Below are 18868 nucleotides of genomic sequence, written 5' to 3' on the forward strand. Positions count from 1 at the left end.
ACTCGGAACGGCAAAACGCCAGACTTCGCCACCCCCGCGCCGTGGCCGTGCTTTTGATAGACGCAGTACGAGCAGTACGACGCAGTTCTAGTGAACGCGGCCGCGGTCCCCGCTCGACCCCCAGGGGTTCCCCTTGCCCAGGGCAGGGGTGTGATGCGCCAACAGGTACGCACAGTGCAGTGATCGACACATGATGTGATGTGGTCCACGGTGTTGCCAGCGGTGCAACGGAAAGGAACGAGCGCTCATGCGCGAGATCCTCGGAAGGCGACGCAGGCTCCTGTCCAGGCGGAACGACAAGGGGCCTGATTTTCTCGGCGCGGCCCTGACCTTCGCGACGGAATGGCAGTGGCCCGTACTCCCGGGCGTGGCTCCCGACCCTCAGGGGCGGGCCCGGTGCGCGTGTCCCGACCCCGAGTGCACGGTGCCCGGTGCACACCCCTTCGACCCCGGCCTGCTCGCCGCCACCACCGACGAGCGCATGGTCCGCTGGTGGTGGGGCAACCGGCCGACGGCCCCGATCGTCCTCGCCACCGGAGCCGCCGGTGGGAAGGCGCCCTGCGCGGTCAGCCTGCCCGCCCTCGCCGCCTCCCGCGCCCTCGCCCTCCTCGACCGCCGCGGCATGCGGCTCGGTCCGGTGGTCGCCGCGCCCACCCGCTGGGCGCTGCTCGTCAAGCCGTACTCCATGGAGCAGTTGGGCGAGCTGCTCTACGCCAAGGACTTCGTCCCCGGCTCGCTCCGCTTCCACGGTGAGGGCGGCTACCTCGCCCTGCCGCCCTCCGAGACCGGCCAGGGCGCCATCCGCTGGGAGCGGGCCCCGCTGCCCGGCTCGGCCAAGCCCTGGGTGCCCGATGTGGAGGCCGTGGTGGACGCCGTGGTCGACGCCCTCACTCGTACGGGTGTGAGCGCACCCGAGTTGTAAGGGTGTCGGGCGCGAGAACACGGCTTGTCGCGTCCGCCTGGTTACTCTCCGCACATGCTGCGTAATTCTGGGGGCCGGCCCTCAGACCCCCGACTACGTCTGCTCGCCCTCGTGGGCGTCATGGTGAGCGCGGTCGTGCTGCCGCTGACCGTGGCGTCCGCGGGACAGGTGGGCGACGCCGCCGTACACCCCGCCCGGCACGACGACGAGAAGTTGCCGGCGCCGGTCCGGTCCCCGCTGGTGCTCGGCCTGGGCCTGGCCACGGCTGCCCGCTGCGGTCCCGAACTCACCTCGCCCGACGGCGTCGAGGCGCAGACCTGTGTGATGGCCCAGGGCGCGGACACCTGGGCGCGCACCTACTACCGCAACGCCACCGGGGCGGCCCTGCAGGCCGTGCTGAGCCTGCTGGGCCCGCACGGCCGCACCGTGCAGACGCACTGCGCCGCGGACGCCGACGACGAGCCCGCCACCTGTGAGACGCCCCGGGAGCACACCCGGGGCACCCTGGACGCCTACACGGCCGTCACGGAGTTCGCGGCACGCGACGGCGACGGCCCGCTGCTGCTGCGTTCCGCGAGCAACTCGGGAGACGACGCGGGGCGCTCGGCCGGCGGCTCGGGGAACTCGCCCGGCGGCTCCGGGGACTCGTCCGCGGACAACTCCCAGCGGTCAAACGGGAGTTGACGAATCGCTACGGTCCGTACACCGGATGCGGGCATGAAAAGGCCCGGTTGCTGGCGACGGGGGATGCACCAGCAACCGGGCTACTGAGACGGTAACAAGAGATCGGCGGTTCGCAAATTCGATCTCGGCTATTCGGACACGTATTTGCCTGCCGTGTAGGGAAGTTGTGACAGGAGTCACCCGATCCGACGGGCCTGGTGCGGCTGACCGACCCGTCAGCCGCACCCCTGTGTCCGCGCTGATCGTCAGCTGAGTGTGACCTGCCGGTTGGTCAGTCCACCGCGGGCCCGCCGCTCGTCCGCCGTGAGCGGTGCCTCCGAGGCCAGGGCGGTCGCGAGACGCTCGGCGAACTCGGCGGCCGGCTTCTCCACGTCCTCCGCGCCGACCCCGCTCGGCAGGTCCCAGACCGGCACGGTGAGACCGTGGGCACGGAAGGAACCGACCAGCCGGGTGCCCTCGCCGAGGCTGGACCGCCCCGCCGCGTGCAGCCGCGCCAGAGCGTCCAGAAGCTGCTCCTCGGGATACGGCATGACCCACCGCAGATGGTTCTTCTCGGGCGTCTCGCACCAGTAGGCGGAGTCGACGCCGGTCAGCTTCACCGTCGGGATGGCCGCCGCGTTGGCCCGCTCCAGGGAGGCGGTCACGTCCGGGGTGGCGTTCTCCGCGTCCTGCACCCAGAACTCGAAGCCGTCGTGCACAACTGGCTCGAACGGGCCCTTCGGGTCGAGCAGGTCCTGCAGCCGGGGGCTGTCGGCGGGGGCGCGGCGGCTCTGCACCGGGGTGCCCGGCTCGGCGGCGAGGGCGCGCTGGAGGGTGTCGGCGAGGTCGCGGCTGATGTCGCCGGACGCCGTGTCGTTCTGCAGGCCGAGCAGGACCGTGCCGTCGTCGCGGCGCAGCGCCGGCCAGGCCATCGGCAGCACCGTGGCGAGCGTGACCGAGGGGACGCCCTCGGGCAGACCGTCCTTCAGGGTCAGCTCGACCGTGGCGGCGGGGACCAGCTCACGCAGCGCCACCCAGTCGCCCTCGCCCGCCAGCCCCTCGAACGGGCGGTGCACCAGCTCGGTCGTCGCGTGCGCCGCCGCCCGGCCGTGGCACGCCTTGTAGCGGCGGCCGCTGCCGCAGGGGCAGGGTTCACGGGCACCGACAACCGGGATCTCTGCGTCGCTGGGCTGCGGCCGCGTGGCCGTCGTCTGGGGTCGCTTCTTGGCCATCTGGGTGTCTCCCGGTTACGGCTCGTCTCGTACGGGCGGGAGCCTAGCCGTTTGTGCCCTGGGCCACGGGAACCTGTGGACGGAGCCGCCGTCGCGTATCCGGTCGGTCCCGGTCGATCCAGGTCGGTCCCGGTCGATCCAGGTCGGTCTGGTCGGTCCAAGTCGGGTCTGGTCGGTCCGACTCGGTCCGGTCGGTCCGGCCCGGTCAGTCGAGGTCGTCGAACGCGTCCGCGAAGTCCAGGTCCGCCATCTCCGGGACCGGCGGCCCCGAGGGCGCCATGACGCGCGTAGCGAAGGCGTCCCGGCGGTCCCGGGCGTTCCCGGTGTTCGGATCACGCACGTCCTTGTGGACCACGACCCAGACCGTCACCTCGCCCCGGGCGTCGTCGCGGACACCCCAGTCGTCTGCCAGCGCCGTGATGATGTTGAGCCCACGGCCGCCGTGTGCCGTGACCGACGGGGTCATGGGAGCCGGGCGGGTCGGACCACCGCCGTCCGTCACCTCGACGACCAGCCGGCCGCGCGTGTCGACCTGCCAGGCGGCCCGGACGTCGCCGTCCCCGGCCAGCGCGTCGCCCAGGGGGCGCCCGTGCTTGCAGGCATTGCTCAAAAGTTCGGAAAGGATCAGTACGGCATCGTCGATGACCGATTCCGATAGACCGCCGGTGCGCAACTGATCGCGCATACGGTGTCTCGCCTTCCCCACGCCCGCAGGGCCATGGGGTACGGCCATGCTCGACGACGTGGGCACCTCCTGTGCCACCACCAACGCCACCCCCGAGACCTCCTTTGCCCCACGCCACGGTGTGGATGCCCCATTGGCCTGAACCGGAAACCGGCCAATGAATGTCCGGTGACGCATTCGCAACCAACGAATACGTGCCGAACGCGCCGGAGCACTCCCTGTGACGGGTCGAAGTCATATCCCCCAGATATGGCCTCGTGTGGCTTGATTTCGATTGTGTGGCCGAGAAGTGAGGATGCTGTGGGCGGGCTGTCGGGTCAAGAGGCGCGGGGTGTCCTTACTTGACTCTTTATCTGAGCCCTGATCAGGACAGCTCCGGATTTACCGTCCCAGCCGGTCGAGCACAGCCGCCGGCCGGTTGGTGATGATCGCGTCGATGCCGAGCTCCACGCACAGGTCCACGTCCTCCGGCTCGTTCACCGTCCACACGTGCACCTGGTGGCCGTTCCGCTTCAGCCGCTCCACGTAGGCCGGGTGATTGCGCACGATCCGCATCGAGGGCCCCGCGATCCGCACCCCGGCCGGCAGCCGTCCGTCGCGCAGCCGGGGCGAGAGGAACTGCAGCAGATAGACGGTCGGCAGTGTCGGCGAGGCCGCCCGTACCCGGGCCAGCGACCGCGCGGAGAAGCTCATGACCCGCACCGGCGACTCGGCGGCGGTGGCCGGAGCGTCCAGCCCGAACCGCTTGAGCAGGACCAGCAGCCGCTCCTCGACCTGCCCCGCCCACCGTGTGGGGTGCTTGGTCTCGATCGCCAGCTCCACCCGCCGCCCGGCGTCCGCGACCAGCTCAAGCAGCCGCTCCAGCGTCAGTACGGAGGTGTCCGCGCGGTCCTCGGGCCGGAACTCCCAGTCGGGCTCCTCGTCTCGCCCGTGCCAGGCCGGGCCCTTCTTCCAGGAGCCGAAGTCCAGGGCGGCCAGCTCCGCGAGCTCCAGGGCCGAGACCGCGCCCCGCCCGTTGGACGTACGGTTGACCCGTCGGTCGTGGACGCACACCAGATGGCCGTCGGCGGTGAGGCGTACGTCGCACTCCAGGGCGTCGGCGCCGCCCTCGATGGCCTTCTTGTATGCGGCCAGCGTGTGCTCGGGGGCTTCCTCGGAGGCCCCGCGGTGTGCGACGACCTGGATGCGATGCTGTGGTGCGTGGGTCACCGCGTCATGGTGCCACCGAGCGGGGGTACCTGGGGGCACCCTGCATGCCGGTAAAGAGAACTTTTGTCGGACAGGCCCTATATAAAGGTTGTCCGTGTACCCACAGCCACCGCTTATGGTGCTCTGACGGCCTGTGGGAAAAGCTGACGGCATACAAAAGCACATGCACAGCTGAATCGCGCCGGGCCGACAGCAAGCGTGAAAGAGCGTGACCGAGTGCGACCGAGAAGAAAAGCCGTGGACCGAGGAGAGAAGCTGTGAGCACCGAGAACGAGGGCAACCCGGTACCTCCGGCCCCGTCCGCACCTCCCGTGCCGCCGACGTCTCCCGCCGCCTCGCCGCAGGCTGCCGCGTCCGACGGCGGGGAAGCGCCGACCACCCCGATCCCGCCGGCGCCCCAGAGCGCGCCCGGCGCACCCGCGGGTGACCCCTACGGGACCGCACCGCAGGCCCCCGACAGCTCCTGGCCGCCCCCGCCTCCCGCGACCCCCTCTTATGCGGACGCCGGTGCGGGTGCTGGTGCGGGTGCCGCCTGGGGCTCGTCGTACGACCAGCAGTACCAGCAGCAGTATCAGGAGCCTCAGCCGTTCCAGCAGCCGCAGCCCGCGCCGAAGAAGGGCAGCGGGCGCGGCGGTCTGATCGCCGCCGTCCTGGTGGCCGCGCTGGTCGCGGGCGGCCTCGGCGGCGGCCTCGGCTACACGTTGGCGAAGAACAACGACGACAGCGGCTCCACGACCATCTCCGCGTCCTCCGACGGCGGCGCCACGCAGGTCAAGCGGGCCGCCGGCACCATCGCGGCGGTCGCCGCCAAGTCGCTGCCCAGCACGGTCACCATCGAGTCCGAGTCGACCAACGGCGAGGGCGGCACCGGCACCGGCTTCGTCTTCGACAAGCAGGGCCACATCATCACCAACAACCACGTGGTCGCGGACTCCCTCGACGGCGGCAAGCTGACCGCGACGTTCCCGGACGGCAAGAAGTACGACGCCGAGGTCGTCGGCCACGCGCAGGGCTACGACGTCGCGGTGATCAAGCTCAAGAACCCGCCGTCGGACCTGCAGCCGCTCGCCCTGGGCGACTCCGACAAGGTGGCCGTCGGCGACGAGACGATCGCGATCGGCGCCCCCTTCGGCCTGTCCAACACGGTCACCACGGGCATCATCAGCGCCAAGAACCGCCCGGTCGCCTCCAGCGACGGCAGCTCCACCAGCAAGGCGTCCTACATGAGCGCCCTGCAGACCGACGCCTCCATCAACCCGGGCAACTCCGGCGGGCCGCTGCTCGACGCCTCCGGCGCGGTGATCGGCATCAACTCCGCGATCCAGTCCGCCTCCAGTGGCAGCCTGGGCAGCACCGGCCAGTCGGGCTCGATCGGCCTCGGCTTCGCCATCCCGATCAACCAGGCCAAGTACGTGGCCCAGCAGCTGATCAAGACCGGCAAGCCGGTCTACGCGAAGATCGGTGCGTCGGTGTCCCTGGAGGACAGCAGCGGCGGCGCGCAGATCACCGACTCCGGCTCGGGCGGCTCTGCCGCGGTCGAGTCGGGCGGCCCCGCGGACAAGGCCGGCCTCAAGCCCGGCGACGTCATCACCAAGCTCGACGACTCGGTGATCGACAGCGGCCCGACCCTGATCGGCGAGATCTGGACCCACAAGCCCGGCGACAAGGTCGAGATCACCTACAAGCGCGGCGGCTCGGAACACACGGTCACCGTCACCCTCGGCTCCCGCGTCGGCGACAACTGACCCGCACGCGCCCGCACGAACCGGTTACTCTGTTCCCCGCGCTGATCTCCGTCGGCGCGGGGTGGGTTGCCCGAGCGGCCTAAGGGAACGGTCTTGAAAACCGTCGTGGCAGCGATGTCACCGTGGGTTCAAATCCCACACCCACCGCATGTGATTGACGGCCCCTGACCAGGCAAGACGGTCGGGGGCCGTTGGCGTGTGCGCTCCCCGTCGGGCACCGCTGTTCCCCCCTGGTTTCCCGCTCTGCCGGGCACGGAAGGGGCACGGCCTGAGGGCCTCGGAACGTGGCCTGAGGGGGGTGTCGCCTAACGGCTGATGGGAATCTCGTAGACGATTTCGCAGTGAGCGGCGGGCACGACGATGTCCGCGGTCTCCACGGGCCGCCCCTGGTCGCTGTAGTAGGTCCGCCGGATGTGGGTGACGAGAGCGGCCTTCTGGATGCACCCCCAGGTCATCCGATCGACAGGGGGCAACAGCCATGCCGGGCCCGGAGGCCAGCGGCCCTTGTGCAGGACCGCGAAAAACCTAGCGGGGCGCCGACCTGTGTGGCCGCGTCATTACGCGGCGTGGATGCCGTCGAAAGCCATGGCGAGGACACGGTCGCGCTGGGTGTCATCGAGGAAGTTGGTCGCGGTGATCCCGGCGACCATCCGCAGCAGGTCTTCGAAGCCCAGGTCTGTACGCGCCTCCCCGGCCTTCTGCGCCCGCTCGAGCAGCGGGCCGCCCGCCTGGTACATCGAGTCCCGGCAGGCCAGGAAGACCTCCGACTCGTTGCTGAGCGCCTCGCGGATGGCCCGCTGGGTCACGCTCAAGTCCACGAACCGGCGCAGCCAGGAGGTCAGCGCCTCCCAGGGCTCCAGCGCGGCGACGTCCTGCGCCATTCGGCACAGGGCGTTCACCTCGTCCGCGTAGACGCTCTCGAAGAGATGGCGGCGGGTGGGGAAATTCCGGTAGAGCGTGCCGATGCCGACGCCCGCACAACGGGCGATGTCTTCCAGCGAGGCCTCCGCGCCGTTCTGGGCGAACGCCTCGTGCGCGGCGGCCAGCAGGGCGTCGTAGTTGCGTGCGGCGTCCCTGCGATGCGGGCGGTGCGACGCCACGATCTCACTGAGGGGGAACGGCTGGTCCGTCATTGCTGTCTCCACTGTCTCCCTGGCCGGAACATGGCCGCGACCGTCTCGCTCGTCACGTGGGTGACCTCCGGACGCAGGTTCTCGATGTGACCCGATACCTCGCGCAACTCCCCAGCGTGGAACCGCTCGTGACGTCTGGTAGGGCGCGTGGCTGTCGGCGTATGTGGAGCCCCGGCCCCGCCCCACCCGGGCATGCCGGCACACGGTGGCCGGGGAGGCACCAAACAGCGGGGTGAGCTGCCGCATGGATGAGTGTGGTGCGGTAGGAGACGGCCGTCGGTACGCCCGCTCGGCCGGTGGCCGCCGCCGCGGACGACCTCACCCACAGCCTTCACCGCCCCGGTCCCGGACCGTCTTCGACAACCGACCGAACCGATCAACCCGCAACCCCCGAAGCATGGCCGGATGTCGAACATGCAATCGACATCCGGCCATGGTTCGGCCCGGCCGCCGACCGTCATGTCACGGAATGAGCAGCAGCTTGCCCACGGTCTCCTGGGAATCGATGTCGCGGTGCGCCTGGGCGGCGTCCTCCAGGGAATACGTCCGGTCGATCAGGACATCGAGTGTGCCGTCGCTGATCCACTGCATCACCTGGGATGCACGCTGCCGCCACTGGCCGGTCGACTCGTGGGGGGCGTCGCCCCGGACGGTGACCAGGTGAACCCCGCTCGGCTGCACCCACAGATCCAGCGGCGGAATGGCTCCACCCGCGCGGCCGTAGTAGACGAAGACACCCTTGAAGCGCAGCGACGAGATGCTGACGTCGAACAGGCTCTGGCCCGTGCCGTCGAACACGAAGTCCACGCCCTCACCGTCGGTGAGCTCTCGGATGGCAGCACCCAGGTCCTCGGTCTCGTCACGGACCAGCACCTTCCAGGCGCCCGCCTCGGCAGCCGAGCGCGCCTTGTGGGCGCGGGAGACCGTGGCGATCACGCGCGCACCGCGGGCGGTGATCAGCTGGGTCAGCATGCGGCCGACGCCGCTGGCGGCGGAATGTACCAGCACCAGGGCGTCACTGGGAACGGGAACGGCGTCGTAGGACAGGTGGTGCGCCGTCAGCCCCTGCATCAGCCCGCCCGCGGCGGCCTCGAAGGTCACGTTGTCGGGAATCGGGACGAGGCGCTCGTGCGGAACCGCCACCATGTCGGCGTAGCTGCCCATCACATACTGCCAGGCGACCCGGTCGCCGATCTTGGCTGTGGCGTCCGCGCCGACGGCGGTGACCACCCCGGCACCGTCGGCCCCCAGACGCGCCGGCAGTTCGAGACCCTTTACCAGGCCGCGACGCATATAGCTGTCCATGAGGTTGATGCCGGCGGCCTTGACCTCGACGAGCACCTCGCTCGGGGACAGCTCGGGAACGGGCTGCTCCTCGACGCGAAGGACGTCGGGTGATCCGTAACTGGAAACAGAAATGACGCGCAAGACAGGTACTCCTCGTTCAGATGGGCGGCGCGATGCGCCGCGGGCCTGCGAGAGTGCAGGTTACATACATGAAGACCTCATGCAAAGTGGTCCCAATTTACATGAGGTCTTCAAGTAATCTCGCATGGGTGGAACCGTCCTTCTGTGCCTTCCGGCACCCGGATACCATGGTCCTTCGACCAGCAATGGGGACGTGAGGACAGCCAACCCATGGGAACCAGGCAGCCACGGGACACCGGCGCCCAGCTAGCGGCCGTCCAGCAACTGATGCGGCTGCTCGTCGCCACCTACGCGCACGAGATGGACTCCCTCGCCGGTGAACTCGGCCTCACCCGGACCCAGGCCATCCTTCTCGGAACCGCCACCCAGCCCGGTTCCATCCGTGAACTGGCCCAAAGCATGGGCTGCGACCCGTCCAACCTCACGGGCGTGGTACAGCGACTGCGCGAACGGGACCTCATCGCTGTCGAACCCGACCCCGACGACCTTCGCGCCAAGCGCATCTCACTCACCACCACGGGCGTCGCAACCGTCAACCAGCTCAACGAGGGCACCGCCAAGCTCCTCACCGCGATCAGCACGGCCACTCCCACCCAGCTGACCACCTTCGAAAAGCTGCTCCGACGCGTGCTCGACCAATAGCCGCGGGGGTGGACGGCGACCCGATCGCGAGCGTGCGGACAGGGGCGTCCTGTCGGCCGGTCATCCGGTGCGCCGGGGCTCACGGTCCGGCAGCTCGGCGGCGGCGGTGCCCGTCCAGCTGCCGAGGAGTGCGAGCGTCTCGGCGGAGGGCGAGGCGGGTTCGGGGCTGTAGAGGACCAGGTACTGTTCCGGCTCGTCCACCACCTGCAGGATTTCGAACTCCAGGGTGAGGTCGCCGACGAGCGGATGGTGGTAGCGATTGGTGCCCGTGGAATGGGCCAGCACATCGTGGCCGGCCCACAGGCGGCGGAAGTCCGGGCTGTGCAGGGACAGTTCACCTATCAACTCGGCCAGCTTCGGGTCGTCCCCGTGGCGTCCGGCGTACAGGCGCAGCCAGGCGACCGTGTCGCCGGCGGTGCGCTGCCAGTCGGCGAAGAGCTCCCGCGCGGCCTCGTCGAGGAAGACGAAGCGGGCCATATTGCGTTCGCGGTGCGGTAGGGCGTCGAAGTCGGTGTAGAGGGCGCGGGCCAGCCGGTTCGCGGCCAGCACGTCCATACGGCGTCCCTGCACCATGGCCGGGAAGCGCTCCAGGGTCTCCAGGAGCCGGTAGACCACCGGGCGGACCCGCTGCGGGCTCGACGGAGGCCTCCGGCGCGTGCGGGCCGTGGGCCTGGCCAGGTCGAACAGGTGGGTGCGTTCGGCGTCGTCCAGCTGCAGAGCGCGGGCTACGGCGTCCAGGACCGCCTCGGAGACCCCCTGGGCACGACCTCGTTCCAGGCGTGTGTAGTAGTCCACGCTGACCCCGGCGAGCTGGGCGACCTCCGTGCGGCGCAGGCCCGGCACCCGGCGTGTGCCGTCGTGCGGCGCCACTCCGGCCTGTTCGGGGGTGAGCCGCGCCCTGCGCGTCTGCAGGAACTCCCGGATCTCACTGCTGGGCTCCATGACCTCCACGCTACGAGCCATGAAGAGCCGCGAACACCGGCAGAGGGGGTCTGTCGGAACCCGTCACAGCGGTACCCCTTCCAGTGCCCCGCACCCTGTGCGCGCGGTGTTTCCCTGGATAGCGGCCGACCCTTCCTGGCCGGGTCCGGACGGCGTACCGCCCTCCCCGCCATCACAGCACCCAGAGAGTGCCCCTTTTTTCTGGACACACAGGGCGAGGGACGCGGAGCGGATACGGAGAGGGATGTCCCGTTACGTTGGGCGACGGCGCCGTCCGGTCCCTGAGCTGCTCCGAGAGAGCCGACATGCCTGCGCCCGGCCGAAGCGGCCGGGCGCGGAACCTCATCCAAGGAGAACCCCCGACATGAGCACCGTTGCGGCCTACGCCGCGGCCACCGCCGGCGCACCGCTGGAGCGCACCACGATCGAGCGCCGTCCGGTGGGCGACCACGACGTCCTCATCGAGATCAAGTACACCGGTGTCTGCCACACCGACATTCACCGGGTCGGTGCGCACTTCGGCCGGAGCATCTTCCCGATGGTGCCGGGCCACGAGATCACCGGCATCGTCACTGAGGTCGGCTCGGGCGTCACGGCACACCGGGTCGGCGACCGGGTGGGTGTCGGCTGTCTGGTCGACTCGTGCCGCACGTGCGAGAACTGCAAGGCCGGTCTGGAGCAGTACTGCCTGGGCGGATCGGTCGCGACGTACGGCGGGCTGGACAAGAACGGTGAGCCGACCTACGGCGGCTACTCCACGCACATCGTCGTCGACCAGGACTTCGTCGTGCGCATCCCCGACGGCCTGTCCCTGGAACAGGCCGCGCCGCTGCTGTGCGCGGGCATCACCAGCTACTCCCCGCTCCGGCACTGGAACGCCGGTCCGGGCAAGAAGGTCGCGATCGTGGGCCTCGGTGGTCTGGGCCACATCGGCGTGAAGATCGCACACGCGCTCGGCGCTGAGGTCACCGTGCTCAGCCAGTCGCTGCGGAAGAAGGAGGACGGTCTGAAACTGGGCGCCGACCACTATTACGCGACCAGCGACCCGAGGACCTTCGAGGAGCTGGCCGGGACCTTCGACCTGATCCTCTCCACGGTCTCCGCCCGGCTCGACCTGGACTCCTGTCTTTCGCTGCTGAAGACGGACGGTGCCCTGGTGAATCTGGGCGCTCCGGAGGAGCCGGTCTCGCTGAACGTGTTCTCGCTCATCCTCGGCCGCAGGTCGCTGGCCGGCTCGGGCATCGGCAGCATCCAGGAGACCCAGGAGATGCTCGACTTCTGCGCGGGGCACGGGTTCGGCGCGGAGATCGAGCTGATCGGCGCCGACCAGATCAACGAGGCGTTCGAACGGGTCCTGGCCAGTGATGTGCGCTACCGCTTCGTGATCGACATCGCCACGCTCTGAGCGAGCCGACTGCGGTCGCGCGGCTGCGACGGACTCCTCTGGACCGCCCGGACCAGCGGCCTCGCGCTGCCGCAGGAGCCTTACTTATCAACTAGCCCAGGAGAACTCCCGGATGACCACGACCTCCCGCCGCACCGTACTTGTCACCGGCTCCACCTCCGGCATAGGTGAAGCCATCGCCGCCGCCTTCGCCCGCGACGGCGCCACCGTCATTGTCAACGGCCGCGACCCCCAGCGCACCGACGCCGCTGCCGAACGCCTCCGTGAGGCCGACAAAGACGGTGAATTCCTCGCTGTTGCCGCCGACATCAGCACCGCACAAGGCGCCCGCACCCTGACCGACGCGGTGCCGGATGTGGACGTCCTCGTCAACAACGCCGCGATCTTCAGTGCAACGCCCGCCTTCGACATCACGGACGAGGAATGGCGCCGCTCCTTCGAGACCAATGTTCTCGGCGGCATTCGACTTACTCGCCATTACGCTCCCCGCATGGTGCAGCGCGGGTGGGGCCGCGTCGTCTTCATCAGCAGCGAGTCGGCCATCAGCATCCCGACGGAAATGATCCACTACGGCGCCACCAAGACCGCCCAGCTGGCCGCCGCTCGTGGCTTCGCGCAGGAGGTCGCCGGCACCGGCGTCACCGTCAACACCATCCTGCCCGGCCCCACCCTCACCCCTGGTGTCGAAGAGTTCCTCACCGACCGCTTCGGCAACGACATCCCCTTGGCCGAAGCCGAACGCCGCTTCATCACCCAGGAACGCCCCACCTCGCTCCTGCGACGATTCATCCGCCCTGAAGAGGTCGCCAGCCTCGTCCACTACGTCGGCTCCGACGCGGCTTCCGCCACCACGGGCGCCGCGCTGCGCGTCGACGGCGGCATAGCAAACACCGTCATCCCCTGATGGTGGCCACGTTTTCCGGTCTCCTCCATAGCCGTGAACACAGCTACTCGCGAACTCCGTGTGGTCGGCGGCTGCGTTCGCTCTCGCGCTGTCGCGCGGCTGCGAAGGCTGGGCATCAACACGAAGGGCAGTGAGAAACAGGCCACCAGCGACCCACCTGGGGGTGACGGTCATCCCGGTGCTGGTCATCGCGGCCAGCGGGTGCGCACCCAGGCGCGAGCCGCGGGCGCTCTTGCCGTCCAGGGCGAGGGTGTCACATCCGGCCGGGTCGTGGCCGAGGAGGTCGGCCCGGCCGCCGCGGCAGGTGTCCTTGACGACCCGGCGGATCGTCGCACCGCTGAGCGGGATGCGCACGGCCAGGGCAGTCGCGGTACGGGTATCGAGCCGGGCCGGAACATCCTGCGGGGCCTCGGCCGCCCACTCGCTGATCGCCACGAAACCGGGCAGCGGTTTTCCCGGAGTCGGGGCACGTGGAGGGCACGGCGACCCCTTAGAGGTCTAGACAACTAAGAAGCCCCGGGCTGTTGGCCCGGAGCTTTCCGCTGGAGCGGGTGACGGGAATCGAACCCGCGCTCTGAGCTTGGGAAGCATGGGTTTCTTGGCGGCGGTTGCTGTACTGACCTGCGGCGCAACGGTGTCGACGGCTGACGTCCGCGGCTTGCGTTCCCCGGTGTTCCCGTGGCTTCCCGCACGACCTGGCACGGTTCTGGCACGTCTGCCGGGGTGCCGGCCACAGGGACAAGGGCGTTGTCAGTGGGGGCTGTTGGCTTCCGTGGCGGAGATGAGCCGGTTCGATGTTCTCGCTGAAGAACACGGCGGCCAAGGGGGGTGGCCGGACAGGGGTCCCCGGACCACTGGGTCCCGGGATGCCGAATGGCTCCGCACCCACCCCCCTCACAACCTTCTGATCCGTAGTTCTGTCTGGATCGGTCAGTGACGGTCATAGCGGTCGCCTTGACAGCCCTGAGGGGCGTTGCCGGCTGGAGTCGGTTGCTGGCGTTGCCGCACCACAACTGCCCCGGTCGCCAGATGAGTTGACTGGACTGGTGATCAATCGCAAGCGGGGGCCAGCCTCACCGGGCCTCATCTCTGAGCGGGGGGCGCCTCGTCGCGCACGGTGACGAGACGCAGCCCCGGAGATGAGGTGGAGTGATGGAAAAGTCGCGCCCTTCCCAGGAGGCCCAGGGGAAGATTCGCGAGGTTGCTGGTCGGCTCACCATCGCGCTGGGAGCTCGTGCTCTCTGGACGTTGATCGAAAAGCTGTCGTCTTGCTGCAGCGGCCCTGCCGGCCCCTGCGCCTCCACACCAACACGCTTTCCAACTGCGGTGGCGGGGTGCGGGGCTGTGTTCGGGGGCGTTCACCTGGGTTCATGGCCCGTTCTCCTCTGCCCAGGTGCCGCTCACCTTTCCGCCGGGTGTTGTATGCCGGTTGTCCGGGAGGTACGCCGCTGTCTGAGGTTGTTGATGTCAACGACGGATGTCAGGCGTTGGTTCGGTGACCGTGGCCGACGCGTGCTCGTCGGCCGCCTCGGCGCCCCGCCGCCGCTCCGGTGCCCCGGCCTGGGAGAGTGGTCCCGTGCTGCTGGATCCTGAGAACACGCTGTTCGTCCGTGGCGCCACGCCCGTGCTCCTGCTGGCCGACGCGCCTGTCCACGACGCCTTGCCGTTCCTGACCGCGCCGGACGGGGCGGTGCCTTTGTGCGAGGGCTGGAGCATCGTTCCCCGACTCACCCTGTGCGTGGTGGACGGACCTGGGGACCACGGGCTCGTCGTCCCTGCTCTCGCTGCGCCGGTGGTCGGCGGGGCCGACGACGGCACGGCATCTGGCGGCATGGGCGACTGGTGCGCGGATGCCGAGCAGGCCGGCGGAGCAGTCGTTCTGTCGTTGGACCACCTGCCCGAGGCACTCGACTGGTCTGCCCTGCTGTCCTCGGGCACCGCCCGCGGCGGCTTCGTGCCTGCGCTGGTCTGACCGTAGGAGCGTCGGGGCAACGCGGTATGCCGGCGCGTCTGTGCGGTCCGCCACGTGCGAGCAGGTCAAGAGCAGGACCGCACGATCTCGGTCGACCGAAGCGGGCGGGTGCATGGCCGGTCCATGCCCGGCTCCGGCCGGCCCGCACGGCCGGGATGGGAAGGTGTCGGGCATGCGTTCATCCGACTGGCACCTGACCGACGACGTCGACGACTTCCTCGCCCGGGCCGGGGACTTCCTGCGCTCGCGTCCCGGCCCGCACGTCATGCAGTTGACGTGGGCCGAGAGAGTGCGGGCGCGTGGGGCGGAGGCGTTCGGCACCGAGGCCCCCGTGTTCGGCGTGCTGGAGCAGGCGGGTGAGACCCGCGCCACCTTCTACCGCCTCCCGCCCCGCGGTTTCGGGCTCTCCCCGCTCACGCCCGAGCAGGCCGATTCCCTCGCCGCACGCCTGGCCGCCCTCGGGCACTCCCTTCCCCGCGTCAGCGCGGACCACGGCACGGCCACCGCTTTCGCCGAGGCCTGGCAGCGGCGCACCGGCGCGACGCCGAGACTCCGCGACACACGGCTGCGCCTCTACCGCCTCGGCACGCTGACCCCACCGGACCCGCTGCCGGCCGGCCGGGGCCGTGTCCTGGGCGAGCAGGACCTGGAGCAGACCATGTTCTGGTGCGCCGAGTTCGCCAAGGCCGTCGGGGAGGACGTCTCCATCGACGCCGGCACCTGGGCCGGGACCCGCTACGCCGACAAGGGCTACACGCTCTGGGAGACCCCGGACGGCACTCCCGTCTCCGTCGCGGGCCTGAACCCGATGATCGGCGGCCAGATCCAGGTGGACGTCGTCTACACCCCGTCCCACCTGCGCGGCCGCGGCTACGCGGGTGCCGTGACGGCCGAGGTCAGCCGGGCCGCGCTGGCCGCCGGCGCGCAGGACGTCGTCCTGTTCGCGGATCTGTCCAACCCCACCAGCAACGCCCTCTACCAGCGTCTCGGATACACCGGGCTCACCGACTGGGGCGTGTACGACTTCTCCACAGCCGCGCCGGCAACCGCTTGAGGACTCTGCGGGGTCTGCGGCATCAGCCGTTGCGCCAGTCGTTGATCTGCTTCTCCCACTGCCTGTCGTCCGTCGTCTCCATGAACTCGCGGCGGTTGATGAGCAGGTAGATGTCGCCCAGGGACGGGGAGACGGTGCTGAGGATGAGGGGTTTGCCTGCGTTGAGGAGGCCGCCGAGGAAGCGGCCGTAGAGGTCGGTGAAGCGGGTTTCGGCGGCGGTGATGTCCGCACGGGTGAGGACGAGGGCGCCGGTCTCGGACCAGTCCGTGAGGACGAGCTCGTCGGGGTGCAGGACGATCCGCCCGCGGCGCTGGAAGAGGGCCTTCTGGCTGACCAGCGCCGCGGCCTTGTCGGCTCCCTGCTTGCGGCTCAGTTCGTCGGCGGTGGCCGCGATGTAGTCGGCTTCGCAGAGGGGGGTGCTGTCGGTGTTCATGGGTTCCCCGGTGGTTGTGGAGTGGGTGACGGGTACGACCGGATCACGACACGGTCAGGGAGATGCGCTGGTGCAGGTGGTCCGAGGCGCTGCCGATGGTGAGGGTGAAGGTTCCCGGCTCGACGACGGTCCGCAGCCGCTCGTCGACGAGGGTGAGGTCCCGGGCGGCCACCACGGGGAACGACACAGTGACCCGCTCTCCCGCCTCCACCTGCCTCTTGGCCACACCCCGCAGCCTGATGCGCGGCAGGGAGACGCTCGCCTGGTCGTCGGTGACGTACAGCTGCACGACCTCGGTTCCGGCCCGCCTGCCCGTGTTCGTGATGTCGACGTGGAGGCGGGTCCGGCCGTCCTGCGTGATGTGCGTGTCGTCCAGCCGGATGCCGCTGTACCGGAAGGTCGTGTAGCCGCGGCCCGATCCGAACGCGTGCAGGGGCGTGGCGGGCATGTCGATGTAGGCGTCCGCGTCGGCCCGGGTGTGCTTCTGGTCGTAGGTCAGGGGCAGCTGGCCGACATCGCGGGGGAAGGTGACGGGGAGGCGGCCGGTCGGCTCGGTACGGCCGAACAGCGTCTCCGCCACCGCCCGGCCGCCGGCCTCGCCGGGCAGCCAGGCGACCAGCAGCGCCGGCAGGTGCTCCGTGGCCCATGGCAGGGCCAGGGCGCGACCGGTGACCACCACGGCGACGGTCGGCGTCCCGGTGGCGTGCACCTCTTCGAGCAGCTGCTGCTGTACGCCGGTCAGGGCGAGGGACGCGGTGTCCTTGAGCTCGCCGTCGGTACGGTGCGGCGAGAAGTAGCCGCCGCTGGTCTGCTCGCCCACGACGACCACCGCGACGTCCGCGTCCCGGGCCGCGGCACGCGCGGCGGCGAAGCCGGAGGTGTCCGTTCCGGTGACGGTGCAGCCGCGTTCGTACCGCAGTCGGACCCGGTCGCCGAGCAGGCGGGTCAGCGCCTCGCGGATCGAGGGGGTCTCGTGCAGTGCGGGGTAGGCGTTGTACTCGCCGAGGAGATTGAGCTCGTCGTCGGCGTTGGGGCCGATCAGCGCCACCGTACGGACCCGGTCGGCGGCGAGCGGCAGCAGCCCGTTCTCGTTCTTCAGCAGCACCATCGACTCACGTGCCACGCGCAGCGCCAGAGCCTGGTGCGGCGCGCAGTTGACGACCCGTTTTGCCCGGGCGGCGTCGACGTACGGGTTCTCGAACAGACCCAGGCGTTCCTTCAGGGTCAGGACACGTCGTACGGCCCGGTCGAGCAGGGCCTCGTCGACCCTTCCCTCCCGTACGGCCGCGGCCAGCTGGTCGAGGTAGATCTCGTCCCAGGCCAGGCTGATGTCGACCCCGGCGCGCATTCCCAGCCCCGCCGCCTCCTGTGCCGTGGCCGCCACGTGTTCGCGGATCAGGCTGCGCAGGTCGTTGCCGATGACCACGCCGTCGAAGCACAGTTCGTCCCGCAGGAGGTCGGTGAGGTACTTGCGGGAGCCGTGGACGACCAGTCCGTCGATGGTCTGCTCGCTGGCCTCGGTCATCAGGGCGCCGGCCTCGGCGAAGCCCACCCGCCACGGCTCCAGGTGGGTCTGGCGGAAGGCACGCTCACCGATCTCGATGGAACTGGTCTCCAGGCCGCCGACGTTGGGGGACTCCATGGGGAAGGTGACCAGGGACGTGACCACGGACTCGTCGGACGTGAGGCCGCCGCCGGCGCCCTGCATGGCCGGCACCAGCGCACCGACGAAGGCGGCCGTCAGGTACGGGTCCTCGCTGAACGCCCAGATCCCCCGGCCGTAGCGCGGGTCGCGGTTCAGCTCCGCGGTGATGGTGCTCAGCGCGTGGATCCCCACCGCGCGGGCCTCCCGGGCCACCGCCGCGTACACCTGGCCGATCAGTTCCGGGTCGAAGGTCGCGCCGAGCGCCAGCCCCTCCGGGAAGATCGTCGAACCGGGGCCCACGGAACCGTGCGTGCCCTCGCTGATCTCCAGCAGCGGAATGCCGAGCCGGGTGTCACGGGCGAGCCGCTGCAGCCGGTTGTGCTGCTCGGCCTGCTCGCGTGGCGTGAGCGTGTGCGGCACCTCGACGGAACCGGACAGGGTCTGGTTGACCAGGCCGAAGAAACCGCCGCCCGGGCCCAGCCGGAACTTCCCGGCACCCGTGCCGACCACGGTCCGGCCGCGTACGTACGCCTCGCGGTGCTCCACCGTGCCCGTCGGGTCCGTGGAATCGCCGAGCAGCTCCTGCGGGAGACAGACCGGGATGTTCAACTGGGCGATCTTGTCGGTCAGTGTCATACGGGCCAGCAGGGCTTCGACGCGCCGGGAGGCTGCGCCGCCCGCCCGTGGGTCCGACACCGACCGTGCACCCGTCGCCGGAGTCGGAGTCGGAGTCGGGGTCGGGGTCGGGGTTGGGGTCGGAGTCGCGGCCGGAGTCGCGGACAGGGCCGGGGCCGCCCCGGCTGTCACCGCGGCGGCGGCAGCGGCGGCAGCAGCGGCGCCCACCAACACTCGCC

General features: G+C 70.1%; 16 protein-coding genes, 1 tRNA gene and 1 pseudogene. 9 read left to right on the top strand and 9 right to left on the bottom strand.

Going from position 1 to position 18868, the window contains the following annotated elements; genetic code table 11:
- The first annotated feature begins 247 nt into the window (after positions 1 to 247).
- Both ACFWPS_RS30795 and ACFWPS_RS30800 read left to right on the top strand, forming a co-directional pair.
- A complete protein-coding gene (locus ACFWPS_RS30795) occupies positions 248 to 922 on the top strand; it encodes a bifunctional DNA primase/polymerase (protein WP_351706233.1) in 675 nt (224 codons plus the stop codon).
- A gap of 54 nt (positions 923 to 976) precedes the next feature.
- Entirely contained in the window at positions 977 to 1606 is a 630-nt protein-coding gene (locus ACFWPS_RS30800) for a hypothetical protein (RefSeq protein WP_383710725.1), read from the top strand.
- 245 nt (positions 1607 to 1851) lie between these two features.
- On the opposite strand, the gene ACFWPS_RS30805 is transcribed toward ACFWPS_RS30800, so the two are convergent.
- The 3 genes from ACFWPS_RS30805 to ACFWPS_RS30815 all read right to left on the bottom strand — a co-directional run bounded on the left by ACFWPS_RS30805 (position 1852) and on the right by ACFWPS_RS30815 (position 4711).
- On the bottom strand, positions 1852 to 2817 hold the full coding sequence (locus tag ACFWPS_RS30805) for a DUF5926 family protein (protein WP_383710731.1): 966 nt from the start codon (positions 2815 to 2817) through the stop codon (positions 1852 to 1854).
- A gap of 205 nt (positions 2818 to 3022) precedes the next feature.
- Positions 3023 to 3679, bottom strand: a complete 657-nt coding sequence (locus tag ACFWPS_RS30810; protein ID WP_383710733.1) for an ATP-binding protein — start codon at positions 3677 to 3679, stop codon at positions 3023 to 3025.
- A gap of 204 nt (positions 3680 to 3883) precedes the next feature.
- A complete protein-coding gene (locus ACFWPS_RS30815; protein ID WP_383710736.1) occupies positions 3884 to 4711 on the bottom strand; it encodes a glycerophosphodiester phosphodiesterase in 828 nt (275 codons plus the stop codon).
- Positions 4712 to 4968: 257 nt separating this feature from the next.
- On the opposite strand from ACFWPS_RS30815, the gene ACFWPS_RS30820 reads away from it, so the two are divergent.
- Positions 4969 to 6456, top strand: coding sequence for a S1C family serine protease (locus ACFWPS_RS30820; protein ID WP_383710739.1), 1488 nt, complete (start codon positions 4969 to 4971; stop codon positions 6454 to 6456).
- A 60-nt stretch (positions 6457 to 6516) separates the two neighbouring features.
- A tRNA-Ser gene (locus ACFWPS_RS30825) sits at positions 6517 to 6603 on the top strand.
- 158 nt (positions 6604 to 6761) lie between these two features.
- Here ACFWPS_RS30825 and ACFWPS_RS30830 read toward each other — a convergent pair.
- From ACFWPS_RS30830 to ACFWPS_RS30840, 3 genes and pseudogenes are all read right to left on the bottom strand, one after another.
- Positions 6762 to 6896: pseudogene (locus ACFWPS_RS30830) on the bottom strand (GntR family transcriptional regulator); the annotation flags it as partial.
- Positions 6897 to 7013: 117 nt separating this feature from the next.
- Positions 7014 to 7589 (bottom strand): TetR/AcrR family transcriptional regulator, encoded by a 576-nt coding sequence (locus tag ACFWPS_RS30835; RefSeq protein WP_383710742.1) that lies wholly within the window; start codon positions 7587 to 7589, stop codon positions 7014 to 7016.
- Between the two features lie 462 nt (positions 7590 to 8051).
- Positions 8052 to 8930: a zinc-binding dehydrogenase gene (locus ACFWPS_RS30840; protein ID WP_383710744.1), complete on the bottom strand. Its 879-nt coding sequence runs from the start codon at positions 8928 to 8930 to the stop codon at positions 8052 to 8054.
- A gap of 297 nt (positions 8931 to 9227) precedes the next feature.
- On the opposite strand from ACFWPS_RS30840, the gene ACFWPS_RS30845 reads away from it, so the two are divergent.
- Entirely contained in the window at positions 9228 to 9659 is a 432-nt protein-coding gene (locus ACFWPS_RS30845; protein ID WP_383710746.1) for a MarR family winged helix-turn-helix transcriptional regulator, read from the top strand.
- A gap of 60 nt (positions 9660 to 9719) precedes the next feature.
- Here ACFWPS_RS30845 and ACFWPS_RS30850 read toward each other — a convergent pair whose 3' ends face one another.
- Positions 9720 to 10601: a helix-turn-helix transcriptional regulator gene (locus ACFWPS_RS30850; RefSeq protein WP_383710748.1), complete on the bottom strand. Its 882-nt coding sequence runs from the start codon at positions 10599 to 10601 to the stop codon at positions 9720 to 9722.
- Positions 10602 to 10965: 364 nt separating this feature from the next.
- Between ACFWPS_RS30850 and ACFWPS_RS30855 the strand changes: the two genes are divergently transcribed.
- The 4 genes from ACFWPS_RS30855 (at position 10966) to ACFWPS_RS30870 (ending at position 15936) form a co-directional block, all read left to right on the top strand.
- Positions 10966 to 12006 carry an NAD(P)-dependent alcohol dehydrogenase gene (locus ACFWPS_RS30855; RefSeq protein ID WP_383710751.1) on the top strand — a complete coding sequence of 347 codons (1041 nt, stop codon included), beginning with the start codon at positions 10966 to 10968 and terminating at the stop codon, positions 12004 to 12006.
- A gap of 112 nt (positions 12007 to 12118) precedes the next feature.
- Positions 12119 to 12910, top strand: coding sequence for an SDR family NAD(P)-dependent oxidoreductase (locus ACFWPS_RS30860; protein WP_383710754.1), 792 nt, complete (start codon positions 12119 to 12121; stop codon positions 12908 to 12910).
- A 1495-nt stretch (positions 12911 to 14405) separates the two neighbouring features.
- Positions 14406 to 14882, top strand: coding sequence for a hypothetical protein (locus ACFWPS_RS30865; protein ID WP_383710757.1), 477 nt, complete (start codon positions 14406 to 14408; stop codon positions 14880 to 14882).
- A gap of 172 nt (positions 14883 to 15054) precedes the next feature.
- Positions 15055 to 15936 (top strand): GNAT family N-acetyltransferase, encoded by an 882-nt coding sequence (locus ACFWPS_RS30870; RefSeq protein ID WP_383710760.1) that lies wholly within the window; start codon positions 15055 to 15057, stop codon positions 15934 to 15936.
- A 22-nt stretch (positions 15937 to 15958) separates the two neighbouring features.
- On the opposite strand, the gene ACFWPS_RS30875 is transcribed toward ACFWPS_RS30870, so the two are convergent.
- Both ACFWPS_RS30875 and ACFWPS_RS30880 read right to left on the bottom strand, forming a co-directional pair.
- Positions 15959 to 16369 (bottom strand): hypothetical protein, encoded by a 411-nt coding sequence (locus tag ACFWPS_RS30875; RefSeq protein ID WP_383710763.1) that lies wholly within the window; start codon positions 16367 to 16369, stop codon positions 15959 to 15961.
- A 43-nt stretch (positions 16370 to 16412) separates the two neighbouring features.
- Positions 16413 to 18650 (bottom strand): glycoside hydrolase family 3 C-terminal domain-containing protein, encoded by a 2238-nt coding sequence (locus ACFWPS_RS30880; RefSeq protein ID WP_383710765.1) that lies wholly within the window; start codon positions 18648 to 18650, stop codon positions 16413 to 16415.
- Positions 18651 to 18868 lie beyond the last annotated feature (218 nt).

This window comes from Streptomyces sp. NPDC058457 (assembly GCF_042720695.1).
Lineage (GTDB): Bacteria > Actinomycetota > Actinomycetes > Streptomycetales > Streptomycetaceae > Streptomyces.